This window comes from Paenibacillus sp. GCM10027629 (assembly GCF_042676425.1).
Lineage (GTDB): Bacteria > Bacillota > Bacilli > Paenibacillales > Paenibacillaceae > Paenibacillus_K > Paenibacillus_K terrigena.
This window is the reverse complement of record NZ_JBHTGZ010000012.1, coordinates 708,680-721,986: the sequence shown is the minus strand read 5'-3', so window position 1 is coordinate 721,986 and position 13,307 is coordinate 708,680. Positions and strand designations below refer to the sequence as shown.

Annotated in this window: 16 protein-coding genes; 9 read left to right on the top strand and 7 right to left on the bottom strand. The window is 47.5% G+C overall.

The features are described from left to right. Positions 1-225: 225 nt before the first annotated feature. Together ACFQZR_RS23945 and ACFQZR_RS23940 are read left to right on the top strand one after the other, a co-directional pair. On the top strand, positions 226-1,992 hold the full coding sequence (locus ACFQZR_RS23945; RefSeq protein ID WP_379350566.1) for a B12-binding domain-containing radical SAM protein: 1,767 nt from the start codon (positions 226-228) through the stop codon (positions 1,990-1,992). 114 nt (positions 1,993-2,106) lie between these two features. Continuing rightward, positions 2,107-2,643, top strand: coding sequence for a GNAT family N-acetyltransferase (locus ACFQZR_RS23940; protein ID WP_379350564.1), 537 nt, complete (start codon positions 2,107-2,109; stop codon positions 2,641-2,643). 79 nt (positions 2,644-2,722) lie between these two features. On the opposite strand, the gene ACFQZR_RS23935 is transcribed toward ACFQZR_RS23940, so the two are convergent. The 5 genes from ACFQZR_RS23935 to mnmL form a co-directional block, all read right to left on the bottom strand. Then, positions 2,723-3,670, bottom strand: a complete 948-nt coding sequence (locus tag ACFQZR_RS23935; RefSeq protein WP_379350562.1) for an alpha/beta hydrolase — start codon at positions 3,668-3,670, stop codon at positions 2,723-2,725. Between the two features lie 67 nt (positions 3,671-3,737). Continuing rightward, positions 3,738-4,700 carry a type I phosphomannose isomerase catalytic subunit gene (locus ACFQZR_RS23930; protein WP_379350560.1) on the bottom strand — a complete coding sequence of 321 codons (963 nt, stop codon included), beginning with the start codon at positions 4,698-4,700 and terminating at the stop codon, positions 3,738-3,740. 75 nt (positions 4,701-4,775) lie between these two features. Next, positions 4,776-5,171: a VOC family protein gene (locus ACFQZR_RS23925; RefSeq protein WP_379350558.1), complete on the bottom strand. Its 396-nt coding sequence runs from the start codon at positions 5,169-5,171 to the stop codon at positions 4,776-4,778. Between the two features lie 63 nt (positions 5,172-5,234). Further along, positions 5,235-5,882 carry a class I SAM-dependent methyltransferase gene (locus ACFQZR_RS23920; RefSeq protein ID WP_379350556.1) on the bottom strand — a complete coding sequence of 216 codons (648 nt, stop codon included), beginning with the start codon at positions 5,880-5,882 and terminating at the stop codon, positions 5,235-5,237. A 1-nt stretch (position 5,883) separates the two neighbouring features. Next, a complete protein-coding gene (gene mnmL / locus ACFQZR_RS23915) occupies positions 5,884-6,837 on the bottom strand; it encodes a tRNA modification radical SAM protein MnmL/YtqA (RefSeq protein ID WP_379350554.1) in 954 nt (317 codons plus the stop codon). Positions 6,838-7,095: 258 nt separating this feature from the next. On the opposite strand from mnmL, the gene ACFQZR_RS23910 reads away from it, so the two are divergent. The 3 genes from ACFQZR_RS23910 to trmB all read left to right on the top strand — a co-directional run bounded on the left by ACFQZR_RS23910 (position 7,096) and on the right by trmB (position 9,019). Beyond that, on the top strand, positions 7,096-7,278 hold the full coding sequence (locus tag ACFQZR_RS23910) for a hypothetical protein (protein WP_379350552.1): 183 nt from the start codon (positions 7,096-7,098) through the stop codon (positions 7,276-7,278). Between the two features lie 164 nt (positions 7,279-7,442). Then, a complete protein-coding gene (locus tag ACFQZR_RS23905; RefSeq protein ID WP_379350550.1) occupies positions 7,443-7,748 on the top strand; it encodes a hypothetical protein in 306 nt (101 codons plus the stop codon). Between the two features lie 515 nt (positions 7,749-8,263). Next, the gene (gene trmB / locus ACFQZR_RS23900) at positions 8,264-9,019 is read left to right on the top strand and encodes a tRNA (guanosine(46)-N7)-methyltransferase TrmB (protein ID WP_379350548.1); all 756 of its coding nucleotides are present in this window, start codon (positions 8,264-8,266) and stop codon (positions 9,017-9,019) included. 105 nt (positions 9,020-9,124) lie between these two features. Here trmB and ACFQZR_RS23895 read toward each other — a convergent pair whose 3' ends face one another. Further along, on the bottom strand, positions 9,125-9,664 hold the full coding sequence (locus ACFQZR_RS23895) for a phosphatase PAP2 family protein (RefSeq protein WP_379350546.1): 540 nt from the start codon (positions 9,662-9,664) through the stop codon (positions 9,125-9,127). Positions 9,665-9,761: 97 nt separating this feature from the next. Continuing rightward, positions 9,762-10,070, bottom strand: a complete 309-nt coding sequence (locus ACFQZR_RS23890) for a helix-turn-helix domain-containing protein (RefSeq protein ID WP_379350544.1) — start codon at positions 10,068-10,070, stop codon at positions 9,762-9,764. A gap of 10 nt (positions 10,071-10,080) precedes the next feature. Between ACFQZR_RS23890 and ACFQZR_RS23885 the strand changes: the two genes are divergently transcribed. From ACFQZR_RS23885 to rpmI, 4 genes are all read left to right on the top strand, one after another. Next, positions 10,081-10,539 (top strand): type 2 periplasmic-binding domain-containing protein, encoded by a 459-nt coding sequence (locus tag ACFQZR_RS23885; protein WP_379350542.1) that lies wholly within the window; start codon positions 10,081-10,083, stop codon positions 10,537-10,539. A 437-nt stretch (positions 10,540-10,976) separates the two neighbouring features. Further along, a complete protein-coding gene (locus ACFQZR_RS23880) occupies positions 10,977-12,221 on the top strand; it encodes a glycosyltransferase family 2 protein (RefSeq protein WP_018756268.1) in 1,245 nt (414 codons plus the stop codon). A gap of 338 nt (positions 12,222-12,559) precedes the next feature. After that, entirely contained in the window at positions 12,560-13,054 is a 495-nt protein-coding gene (infC, locus tag ACFQZR_RS23875; RefSeq protein ID WP_379350983.1) for a translation initiation factor IF-3, read from the top strand. A gap of 26 nt (positions 13,055-13,080) precedes the next feature. Next, positions 13,081-13,281 carry a 50S ribosomal protein L35 gene (gene rpmI, locus ACFQZR_RS23870; RefSeq protein ID WP_018756266.1) on the top strand — a complete coding sequence of 67 codons (201 nt, stop codon included), beginning with the start codon at positions 13,081-13,083 and terminating at the stop codon, positions 13,279-13,281. The last annotated feature ends 26 nt before the right edge of the window (positions 13,282-13,307 follow it).

Here is a 13,307-nt window from a genome sequence, read left to right as displayed (position 1 = left end):
AAAGTGAGAGTTCAAAAAGTACGGTTTTCAGCACCTGAGCGTTTTCGCAGAAAACGAGCATCGTAAGCCTATGCTAAGGTTGCAAGAACTTGAAGGCCTATGCTTCCGAAGCGAGTTTTTCTTCGAAAAACTTTCAGAGCAGCGGAGTTTAGTGGAAGCTAAATGAGCAGCGGACTTTTTGAACAACCTCTAATAAAATTTGCACATAGAGAACGAGGTAAACACATGAAAGTCGTACTATCTACGCTAAATGCGAAATACATTCATACATCACTTGCGCTGCGCTTCCTCAAAGCGTTCAGCGAGAAAGACTTCCCGGATATTGAACTGGCCGAGTACACGATCAAAGATCCGGTCATGAACATCGTGTCCGACCTATTCCGCCGCAAACCCGAGGTCATCGGATTCTCCTGCTACATTTGGAACATCGAAGAGACGATTGAGGTCATCAGTATGGTGAAGAAAATAATGCCGGAAGTGAAGATCATCCTCGGCGGTCCTGAAGTTTCCTATGATACAGACTATTGGATGGATCGGCTTCAGGACGTGGACTTCATCGTGATGGGGGAAGGGGAAGAGACCTTCCATCAGCTGCTGACCGAAATTCAGACGACGCAAAAATATCATTTCGTCTACGGCCTTGCTTATCGTAAAGGGACTGAAGTGATACTGATGCCAGGCCGACCGAAGCTGGATCTGGAACAGGTGCCGTCACCGCATCGTTTTGCCGAGGATCTGCCGGATTTATCGAAGCGTATTGTTTATTTTGAGACGAGCCGGGGTTGTCCATTCAGCTGTCAATTCTGTTTGTCTTCGATTGAAGTAGGCGTGCGGTATTTCGATATTGAGAAGACGAAAGCAGATATCATCTATCTGATTGACAATGGGGCGAAGCTGATCAAATTCGTGGACCGGACCTTCAACATTAAGCGGGATTACGCAATGGAGATGTTCCAGTTCTTAATCGATAATCACCGCGGATGCGTGTTCCAATTCGAGATTACGGCGGATATTATGCGCCCAGAGGTGCTGGACTTCTTATCAGAACATGCGCCGCCAGGGGTATTCCGCTTCGAGATCGGTGTACAATCGACGAACGATGAGACGAATGAGCTGGTGAAGCGTCGTCAGAACTTCGCGAAGCTTACGCGTACGGTTCAGAAGGTGAAGGACAGCGGGAAGATCGATCAGCATCTGGATTTGATCGCAGGTTTGCCGCTTGAGGACTATGATACGTTCCGGAAGACGTTCAACGATGTGTTCGCACTGCGTCCGGAAGAATTACAGCTCGGGTTCCTCAAAATGCTGCGCGGTACGGGGATGCGAATCGATGCGCATAAGTACAACTATATTTATATGGATCATGCGCCGTATGAGATTCTGGGTAACGATATTTTGCCGTTCTCGGATCTGGTACGGATTAAGCGGGTAGAGGATGTGCTGGAGAAATATTGGAACGCCCATCGGATGAATCATACGCTCGAATATTTGATTACCCAGGAATTCGACTCAGCGTTCGATTTCTTCCAAGCGTTCGGCGATTATTGGGAAGGGCAAGGCTGGCAGAAGATCGGACATCAGCTCGAAGATCTGTTCACGAGACTCTACAGCTTCCTCCAATCACGAGATACCAAGCAGATGGACATCATCTTGGGGTTGATGAAGTTCGATTACTTCCTCAATCACAAGTATAAGCCGCGTAAAATCTGGTGGGATTTCACGATGGAGAAGAATGCGTGGGCTGCGTATATCAAGGAAATAGCGGAACATCCGGACCGGATATCCGCAGACTTTGCAGCGCTAGGCCTATCGGAGAAGGAGCTTCATAAGCACGCAGTCATTGAAATGCTGCCGTTCAATCTGCATGCGTTGATCGGAGATCAGGCGACCGTTGAGGAGCAGTCGACACTTTTAATCGTCTTGTATCAGCAAAATGAGCAAGAGAAGCCTGTTTATTATACGATGCCGCTGCTTACGGCGGTTGTTGAATAGCGGATGTAAGGAGATTGACCATCGGGGAGCCGGTGGTCATTCATTTGTTATAGAAGGTAATTTATTCCTCTATGTAGAAGTGAAATGGGACACAGTCTACAAGGAGAGAAAGATATGACAGAATTGCAATTCAAAAAATTTGAAAATGAGTTAGACGATTTGGTCTCATTTATGACAAGTAATACGTGGGATTTCCATGCTAACCCAAATCCATCTTCTGAAAGAATCGTTAAGACGTATGATAGCGGATATTATCAAGAAGACAATGAAACGTATTGGATTGAATATCTGAATGAAAAAGTCGGATTAATCGTCATTCATGATATAGATGACACGATTCCGCTATTCGACCTGCGTCTTAGCAGCAAATATAGAGGGAAAGGCTTTGGGGCGGAAGCAGTAAGATGGATTACCGATTACATCTTTACGTTGCCAGATGAGAAGATAAGGATCGAAGCCTACACGCGAAGCGATAATATTGCGATGCGCAAAACATTCCAGAAGTGCGGGTTTGTAAAAGAAGGATACTTACGACATGCTTGGGAAAATGATGATGGCAGCATTTCGGATTCGGTGTGTTACGCCATCATTAGATGTGATTGGGAAAACAAAATGATTACGCCTATCAAAATAAACGATGTGCCATTCTAGATTGCATCACCAGATGCAAGTCATAGTGCGTTGAAATGCAATAAAGACCGCAAGGGATATCCCTGCGGTCTTGTTCTGCTTAAGCTTGAGCTGATCGCGATTCAATCTGATGGTCCAGCCAAGCGATCGTATCGTTCGTGACCTCATCTCGATTGATTTCGTTCAACATTTCATGGCGACCGTCGCGGTACAGCTTCGAACGCACGTTGGATAGACCAAGCTCTTGATAGAGCTTCAGCAGTTGCCGTACGCCTTTCCCGTGCAGGCCAACAGGATCTCGATCCCCCGAGAAGACGTAGATCGGAAGATCCTTCGGAATACGCTGCAGCTGCTCGGGTTGATGGATTTCTTGCAGTAGGCCGAAGAAATGATAGAAGAAGCCTGATGTGCAGAGAAAACCGCAATATGGATCGGCGATGTATTTGTCGACTTCAGCTGCATCACGGGATAGCCAGTCGAACTCTGTTCGCGTTGGGCGGAATGCACGGTTGAACGAACCAAAAGACATGTCATTGAGCAGCTTGCTCGGATGTCGTTCGCCTCGAAGTGTCATCTCGAGCTTTGCGATGGCGCGGCCTGGACCTAACAATCCTCTTGGACCATTTGTTCCGGATAGAATAATCCCATCGACCAGATGCGGATATTCAACCATATATTTTTGGGTTAGAAAAGAACCCATACTATGCCCCATGAGATAAAGCGGTAGTGTGGGATGTGCATTGCGGATATGCTTGCTCACTTGGGCCATATTTTTAACTTTCCAGTTGAAACCATCATCACCAGGGTGTCCTAAATCCTCAGTCGATGCGGCGGTACGGCCATGGCCGCGATGATCATGGGCATAGACGATATAGCCTTGCTCCGTCAGCGCTTCGGCGAATCTGGCATAACGAGCGGCAGTCTCCGCCATGCCGTGCGCGATTTGCACAACCCCTTTACAGGAGGCATCGTCTACGTCAGGGCGCCAATGATAGATATAGAGATTGAATCGTTCCTCATCTTGTAGGGTGAAATTCGTTGTCTTCATTCGGCTCATCCTCTCTCATGATCTTATAGCAAGAGCGCAGCTACGGCGCTGCGCTCTTGAGGTCTAATTATAGAGTAGAACGAAGCACCGTACAGTGCCCCTCAAGCGTGTACTTGCCTAAGTTTGCAGGAAGCAAGAAGCATTGGCCGGCTTGAAGCGACTCTTGGCCGTTCTCCCACGTTAATGTTCCTTCACCTTCGCAGACGATGAGGATTACGAAGCTCTCAGGTGTTGTAGTCAGCTGCCATGGCGCGGTTACGATCCCTTTTTCCACGTGGAAGTAAGGTGATTTCGCTAGCGTTAACCATGCATTTGGTGCAGTGTCGGTCTTCATATACGTCGCGCCGGAGTCACCGAAAGCGACAGTGTTCAGGGAATCTTCGATGTGCAGCTCACGCAGCTCGCCATCCAGACCTGGACGGTTGTAATCGTATAGACGGTACGTCGTATCGGAGTTCTGCTGAATTTCAGCGACGACGACACCGGAGCAGAGCGCATGCACAGTCCCAGCTGGGATGTAGAAGGAATCGCCAGGAGCGACTTCAACTTCTTGCAGTGTGTCCATCACTTCATTATTTTCTAGTGCATGAGCAAGCTGTTCGCGAGTAACGCCTGGTTTCAGACCGTAGATGATTTTAGCGCCTGGCTTGGCATCAAGGACGTACCACATTTCCGTCTTGCCGAGCTCGCCCTTCGGCAATTTCTCGTAATCATCGTTCGGGTGAACTTGAACGGACAGATCATCGTTGCAATCTAACAATTTGATCAAGAGCGGGAAGCGTGTATCTGCGTCAATGTTTGATTTCGTACCGAACCATTCTTTGCCAACCTTGTGGCGGATGTCTTCTAAGTTCAGGCCTGCAAATTCGCCATTAATGACTCTTGTTGTACCGTTCGGGTGATCGCTGATCATCCAGCCTTCGCCGATTGCGCCATCCGGCATGTCAAGTCCGAATTGCTCCAGGGCGCGGCCTCCCCATACTTTTTCTTTCATCTCAGCTTTGAATTGAATTGGGTATGCTTGGGTCATGTTGAAATATTGCTCCTTTCAAAATAAACAGCGATTATAGTGAAAATGTATATTAGGATTCCTAGTGGAGCCGTACTAGACTTGCGCAGCAGGTTCGAAAAATTCGAGCTGCTCGCGGTCAGGTCCTTCGAAGAAGAAGTATTTGCTTCCATTGGGAATCGTAACGATTTGATCATGAATCAGTGAAATGCCAAGTTCACGCAGACGTGCATGCTCTGACTCAATATCTTGCACGGTGAATGCGACGTGATGGACTTTGCCTTCATTCGGGAGCTCGCCGTTATTCGGCTTCTCAACGAGTTCGATCTCCGTCTGGCTTGCCCCTGGGAAAGCTAGAAATGCAAGACGCACTTGATCGTTCGGCTGCAAGATATGTAGTAATTGTAACCCGATTACGTCCTGATAGAAAGTGATGGATCGCTCTAAAGATTGTACCATAATACCGACATGTTCAATTTTCTGAACGCTCATGAATCCATTGCCTCCTAAAATTATTAATTAATGTAGCGTTTGCTACAGAACAACTGCAATGATCTATCGCTTCTCGATGGCAATGACGTATGGCGCCTTCGGACGCTGCGTCATCCGGTACAGAATGGTCTGGCCCTGACTCGCGGGCAAGGCCGCAGCCCATGCTTCAACAGCATCGCCTTCGGTATCCCCGCCTTCATGGCCGGGATACACGACAATCGTCACGATGCCGCCCGGTCTCAGCACGCGGAGCGCGGCTTCGAGCGCAGGCAGCGTCGTGTCCGCGAGCGTAATGACGCGCGCGGACGCATCCATCTCGGCCACCGGCAGGTAGCCGAGATTGAACATCACGGCGGCGACGTGCCCGTGCGCCGCCTCGGGTAGTGCCGCCGCAAGCTCGGCATGGCTGCGGAGCAGCAGCCGAGCAGCGGCGAGGCCGCCAGCGCCCTTGCGCATCGCGCGGGCGCCTGCGGCAGGCTCTGCCGCGCCAGCTTCGCCGGGCGCGGCCGCCGCATTCAGCCGCTCGCGCGCAAGCTCTAGCGCGAGTGGCTGAATGTCGAAGCCATAGACGGTGCCCTGCGGGCCCACCGTCTTGGCGAGGAACAGCGTGTCGACACCGGTGCCCACGGTGGCATCCACGACAATATCGCCCAGCTGCGCGCGTTCAGCGACGAGCTTCTGGGCGAAGCTCAGTACGGAAAGGAAACCCATATTAGCGTCCTCTCCAGAATTTGCCTTGCCATGAATCCCGCGCTTTGAGTTCAGCGTCAATGGCATTGAGCACTTCCCATTTCTTAAGGCTCCACATCGGACCGATCAATAGATCACGCGGTGCGTCGCCCGTCAGACGATGGACGGTCATCTCCGGTGGGAGGAATTCGAGCGAGTCGACAATTAGCTTAATATATTCGTCTTGCTCCAAGAAGCGGAGCAGTCCAGCTTCATATTGTTTCACCATCGGCGTTTTGCGCATGAGATGGAGGAGGTGGATCTTAATGCCCTGCACATCCATCTGTGCTACGGCGCGACCTGTATCCAGCATCATTTCATGGGTTTCCTGCGGAAGTCCATAAATAATATGAGCGCAGACGCGAATGTTATGCTTACGCAGCTTGGCGACCGCATCGAGATAACATTGCGTATCGTGCGCGCGGTTAATGAGCTCTGACGTGGATTCATGAACGGTCTGGAGGCCCATCTCGACCCAGAGGTACGTACGCTCATTCAACTCAGCCAAATATTCAACGACATCGTCGGGCAGACAATCCGGACGTGTTGCGATGGAGAGGCCGATAACGCCAGGCTGCTGCAAAATAACCTCGAAATATTCACGGAGCTCTTCGACCGGCGCATACGTATTTGTATAGGCTTGGAAGTAGCCGAGGTATTTGGCGTGAGGCCATTTCTGATGCTGGAGATCCCGAATCTTATTGAATTGGGTGACCAGATCGTCACGTCGGCTTCCCGCGAAATCACCAGATCCCCTAGCGCTGCAGAAGGTACATCCGCCCTTGGCAATGGAACCGTCGCGGTTCGGACATGTAAATCCGGCGTCCAGCATAACTTTAAATACTTTATCTCCGAACTGCTCCCGCATTTCGTAGTTCCATGTATGAAATCGTTTATCTCCCCAGAGCTTGGGATGATTCGGTTCAGTCGTTATCATTGGTGATACGTGCTCCTTTATTGCCAGTTAAGCGATTTTTCTAGATCGATAATCATTTTACTATTGTACCAATAAAGGAACGAAAAATCGAATAAATTCCCATGAATTGAGGCGAAGTGAAGCCATTTGTCACTTGAAAAACCTTACATGTTATGTTATATTACAACTATCAGCAAGAACGATTTAACCTCGCATATATGCTCTATAATTTCATATTTTTCTTGTTTCTGAACACAATAACGTTAAGAGGTGATGTCAATGCATACCGAAGTTAAAGGTTCGCAAGGAACAGAGAAAGTGTTGGTTGAACTGACGCTGAATGAAGCCATGGCGCTGACAGGTGTCCGTTTTAATGAGGATCGAGAGGTAGCTGCTTCCGCTCGTCGCAAATTGAATTCCGCGATTGAACGCAAGTATGAGATTGAAGAGAATGTACATTAAGTTGACGCTTTAGAAATAGAAGATTTGAAATCCGGATGCATCTGCTGATGCCTTCGGATTTTTTTATTTGACTTCGATGCTCTTGTACCCAATTTTCTCTCAGCACCCGGATTAGGCCGGATGTATATATTACTGTAGACATCCGATTCGAAAGAAGGGTTAATATGAAGAAATCAGCACGTGGGATCATTCGCATTCAGACGCCGCTCGGCGGGCCATTTCATATTGGATTGAATGCGAGCATTCAGGAGAAGCTTGGTGCAAGCGGGCGTATCACGGTTATTCGAGGAAAAGCGAGAACGCAATTATTTGTGGAACTACTATCCCTTGAAGGGGATACGGGTAAGGAGATTCGATTATCGAAGACGCATGCGCGTAAGCTAGGGCTTCGAAATAACCAGCGCGTGCTCGCTTCGTACTTCCGGCGCAGTAAAGTCCTCGTTCTCCGGAAGTGTATTGTGAAGAAGTAGAATCTTCGTGATGCAGTTGGCGCAGTGGGAGAGGGGAAGATCATCGCAGCGTCCTCATGCTTGTTCCTATCCTGTATTTCATCCAACATAGAGGGCTCGGTTCATGTCAATGTCCCCTCTATGTTGGATTTCTGCAGGATAGAGCGGCAAAATTAGCTGAATCTGGGTCCCAACAAGCGAAGTTCCTGCAAATATCCAACATAGCAATCCAGGAGTAACTTTCCACCCTCAAGTACCTGCAAAAATCCACGATAGGCGCTCTACCCTCAAGTTCCTGCAAAAATCCACTATAGGCGCTCCACCCCCAAGTCCCTGCAAAATCCACGATAGGCGCTCTACCCCAAGTTCCTGCAAAAATCCACGATAGGTGCACTCACCACCCAAGTCACTGTTCATATCCATGTTAGCCGCGCACATTCCCAAATCATTTTCTCCCGTCTAACAGGAACATCCTCTTTACTTTTTTGTGTTTCTTCGGCACAATAAAGCTTTAGAATAGCTTAGGAGGATTCATCATGCGTCTAAGAGGTAGAAAAGGGATTCGGGAGAACCTGGAACAACAGACCGATCTGGTTGTTCTTGAGCCCCATACGTATAAAGGTCGTTGGCACGAGTTCTTCGGTAATGACCGTCCGATTTATGTAGAGCTTGGCATGGGAAAAGGCCAATTCGTCAGCCGAATGAGCGCGAAGTATCCCGAAGTGAATTTCATTGGTATGGATATGTATGATGAGTTGGTTCGCCGTGCGAGCGACAAGGCCCGTAAGGTATGGGCCGAGCAAGGCGTAGACAGCCCGCCGAACGTAGCGCTAGCGCGTGCGAATATTGAGAAGCTTGAAGAAATTTTCGCTCCGGGTGAAATTACGCGTGTATACTTGAACTTCAGCGATCCGTGGCCGAAGGCGCGTCATGCACGCCGCAGACTGACGCATCATCGTTTTGTGGACAAGTACATCGGTGTCATGAATGCGAAGGGCGAGATCCACTTTAAGACCGATTCCGAGACGTTGTTCGAGTTCTCTCTCAATTCCTTCGCGGATATGGGTCTTCAAATGACGAATATCTCCTTGAACTTACATCGCAACGGATTGAACGAAGAGCATGTCATGACTGAATACGAGCAGAAGTTCATGGGTAAAGGCATGAATATCCACCGCGTTGAGGTTGTAATCGGGGAAGATGCGCTTCAAGCTTATCAAGAGCGCAAGCTTGCTGCACAGCAGGCTGAAGCGGAAGTAGCTGATCAAGAAGATGAGGACACAGATGAATAATCTATGTTAGACGATATCCGATAGATATCTTTCATAAATGGGCATAGCCCGTATCCAATAAGAAACCTCCGTTATCCCAATGCGATGACGGAGGTTATTTTGCTTTCATATGAAGTTAGCAGGCCAACATGCCACGGTGATCACCGCGAACAAGGTGCCAATGAAAGCGCCTGCGAAGCAATCTGACGGGTAATGAAGTCCGAGATAGATTCGCGATAGCGCGACGATGAGTGCGAGTGGCAGCAGCACCATGGTGAGCACTGGGAACTGAATCATCATCGGTAAGAGCATCGAAAATATAGCCGTGGAATGACCGGAAGGAAACGAATGATCGACCAGCGGCTTACGGAATGTATTCGTCTGCGGATGTGCGAGATGCGGACGAATACGCGGGTATAATTTTTTGATAATTGCTACTGGAATATGGCTGAGCCCGAGTGCGATCAGGGATTGCAGGCCGACACGATTCCATGGATGAGGTGCTAGAATGGCTAGCACGGAGGTGATGCAGATCGTTAGTGTTGCACCGCCTAAATGCGTGATGTAATACAGGATGACGTTAAGAAATTTATGATGCAAGCGGCCGTTTATCCATAGGAATACCCGTTTCTCACGCTGCAACAACCAATTGAAAACACGGCTCATTGAATCCCCCCCGCTATATTCTAACACAAATACCCCCAATCTACGCCAGTCTGTAGTTGGAATATTCATGTTAAAATTACCAGTTCGATTCTTTACATTACGCGGGAAAGTCTTCTTCGGGCGTGTAGGCTTGGGAAGCATTTCGACGATAATCACTCGCTGTAATCCCTGTGAACTTTTTGAATACCCGATTGAAAGAACTGATATTCAGGAATCCAGTCTGGACCGCAATTTCCTGGACGAATAGATCGGTATGCAGCAGTGTAGCAGCAGGGTGCTCGACGAAGTTCGTTCCAGTCTTCTCCTTATAATAGGTTGAGAGATAACTGGACGTAATTTTAAGCTTGTCAGCCACAATATCTAAGGTGACGGCTTCAGCGTAATGATTCGCTAGATAATCATGCACGAACCGAACGATGGGATCGATCGACTGGCTCAATGGTCATGAAGGCACAGGATATACGATGAAAGACGGTATTGTTCAACCAGATTTGAACCAACGCTCGAAGGTTGCTCCAGCTGCGTACATTATGAACCGAGGGTGGGTAACGGATGATTCGGATCTCGAAGTGTTCGTGAAGACTTCGACAACGCCAGAAGGAAAAGCATTTAACCGTGCGATGACCGATTACTTGAAATCGTCTAAATTTTATGTAAATCCTGTCAAACGCATTATTTCAACAAGTTATATGGAGAAGAATACTGAGCTCTCCCAATACATCTCCGATGAGACAACTAAAATGGTCGTGGGCCAGCGCCCTATTTCCGACTGGGATAAGATGGTGGAAGAGTATATGAGCAAGGGCGGTAAGGAAGTTATCGATCAAGTAAACGATGAGATGAAGAAGAACAATATCCAGGGCGAATGGAAGTAAGCGTGTACTTGAAAGGGCTCTCATTAGATTTCTAATGAGGGCTCTTGTTTTTTAATTGTGAATATTGTGTGAATTCAACCAAATATTTGAACTTTTTGCCGGGTTGTAACGTTGTTAATGTTAAGGTAAAGTATCTTAAGATGAAAATTTTCAGAAAAAAGGAGGAGAAAGCGAAATAAAAACAGAGGATTTGGATGAAAATAAGACATAAGCAGGTTTAGGTCACGATCATATGCGTTATATTGGGTTAATTTCCGATATTCAAGACCTAGATCGGTTTTGACAAATGAACATAAAGAGAAGAGAATCATTAGGGTGCAGCGAAGTTGCAATTGAACCTCCTGATCGCGCATAATGAGAACTGCAAGACAAGAACAATATAGAGAGAGAAAAACAACACAAACAATATTAAAGGGGTAAAAGGGGGTATCAACTGTATGATCGACGTCATTATGGTTGTGCTGCAGGTCTTACTGGCAGTAATTGGGATATATCAATTTACGCTGTCATTAGCTGGGATTATTAGAAAGAAGAACAAAGTACGTCATGAACCGAAGAAAACATTCGCAGTGCTCGTCGCCGCACATAACGAAGAGACGGTTGTTGGAGCGCTTGTCGAGAATTTATTGAAACTCAAGTATCCAAGAGATATGTACGATATTTTCGTGATTTGTGATAATTGCACCGATAATACAGCCAATATCGTTCGCAGCTACGAAGGGGTTTATGCATGCGAACGGAGCAATCCAACATTGAGTGGTAAAGGGTACGCGATTGAGTGGATGCTTAAGGAATTGTGGAAACACCCGCGTCAGTACGATGCGATCGTGATGTTCGATGCGGACAACTTGGCAAGCCCTGAGTTCTTGTCCGAGATGAACAATGATCTATGCAACGGCGCTCGCGTTATTCAAGGGTATTTGGATACGAAGAACCCGCATGACTCATGGATTACAGCCGCTTATGGCGTAACATACTGGTATTGCAACCGTCTATGGCAGCTATCCCGTAGAAACTTGAACATGGCTAACTTCTTAGGCGGTACAGGAATGTGCTTCGAGACGGCATTGCTGAAGGAAATGGGTTGGGGCGCGACAAGCCTCGTAGAGGATTTGGAGTTCACGGCACGCTGCGTATCCCGCGGTGTGAATCCGGTGTTCAACTACGATGCAAAGGTATTCGATGAGAAGCCATTAACGTTCAAAGCATCTTCCCGCCAACGTTTGCGTTGGATGCAAGGTCACTTTACTGTCGCACGTCGTTATTTCTTCCCGCTCTTGTGGAAGGCGATTAAAGAAAGAAATTTAGCGAAATTCGATATGGCGTTATATACGATTACGGTCTATACCGTATTGGCGACCTTCTTACTGTCGGCCGTATTATGGGTGGATGCAGCATTCTTTGACGGTCCGAACATTATGACCTTCTATCAGTTCTTGCCGCCTTGGGTGGCCATTGTATCGCTATTAGCGTCTTGTGTCACATTCGTACTCGCGCTTATTCTAGAGGGTGTGAAGTCATGGAGAATTTACGTCTCGCTGATCACATTCCCGATCTTCTTGTTGTCCTGGTGGCCGATTACGGTCTATGCGTTCTTCACGCAGAACAACAAAACATGGAGTCACACGGAGCATACGCGCGTTGTTCGCCTTGAGGAAGTTCAGAGCGAACAAGCATCTTAATTGAATTTGTCAAAAGCGGGCGTATGCTTCATGCATACAGCTCGCTTTTTTTAAGACTAAATTTATAAGTTCCCGAGTACTACATAAAGTGCTTGACATCACTTTGACAGCATGATATATTATTTGAGTACGTTTGACGTACATAGTCAAAGTAGAAGCCCACGCTTCTCACCTGCCCGACATCAGTTGGCTGGTCCATGAGTCCATGAATAGTTCATGGAGATATTGTTCATTAATGATAATGATCAAATGGATGTGGGTTCTTCTGGGGCTCACATCCTTTTATTGTTCTATAGAGGGAATTCAAGTTGGAGGTGGAAGGTATTAGCAAGGATCATATGATTAACGATGAAATTCGAGCGAAGGAAGTACGTCTTGTGGGTGCAGAAGGCGAGCAAATCGGTATTACTCCGTTTCGTGAAGCACTCCAAATGGCGATCGACTTGAATCTAGACCTGGTCAACGTAGCACCAACGGCGAAACCGCCAGTTTGTCGGATTATGGATTACGGTAAATTCCGTTACGAGCAGCAGAAGAAAGAAAAAGAGGCTCGTAAGAATCAGAAGATCGTCGATGTCAAGGAAGTATGGTTCCGTGCCAACATCGATGAACATGATTTCCAAACGAAGCTTCGTAATGTATTGAAATTTTTGAAAGACGGCGATAAAGTGAAATGCTCCGTGCGTTTCCGTGGTCGTGAGATTGCACATTCGGATATCGGTAAGAAGGTATTGGATCGTGTGTTGCAAGAAGCAACAGAGCTCTGCTCGGTTGAGCGTGCTGCGAAGCTGGAAGGCCGCAGCATGATCATGATTTTAGCGCCTAAAGCGTAATTAAGTCTATTGAGGAGGAACAACAAATGCCGAAAATGAAAACACATAGCAGTCTGAAAGACCGCTTCAAAGTCACAGGTACAGGTAAAGTGAAAAGATATAAATCTTGCAAAAACCACTTGCTTTCACACAAATCTAACCGTGCTAAACGTGTTCTTTGCACGCAACCAAACATGGCTGCAGGCGATGTTAGACGCTTGAAACAAGGCTTAGCGAACTTGAAATAATACACAATAATCTATTGGGAGGTACT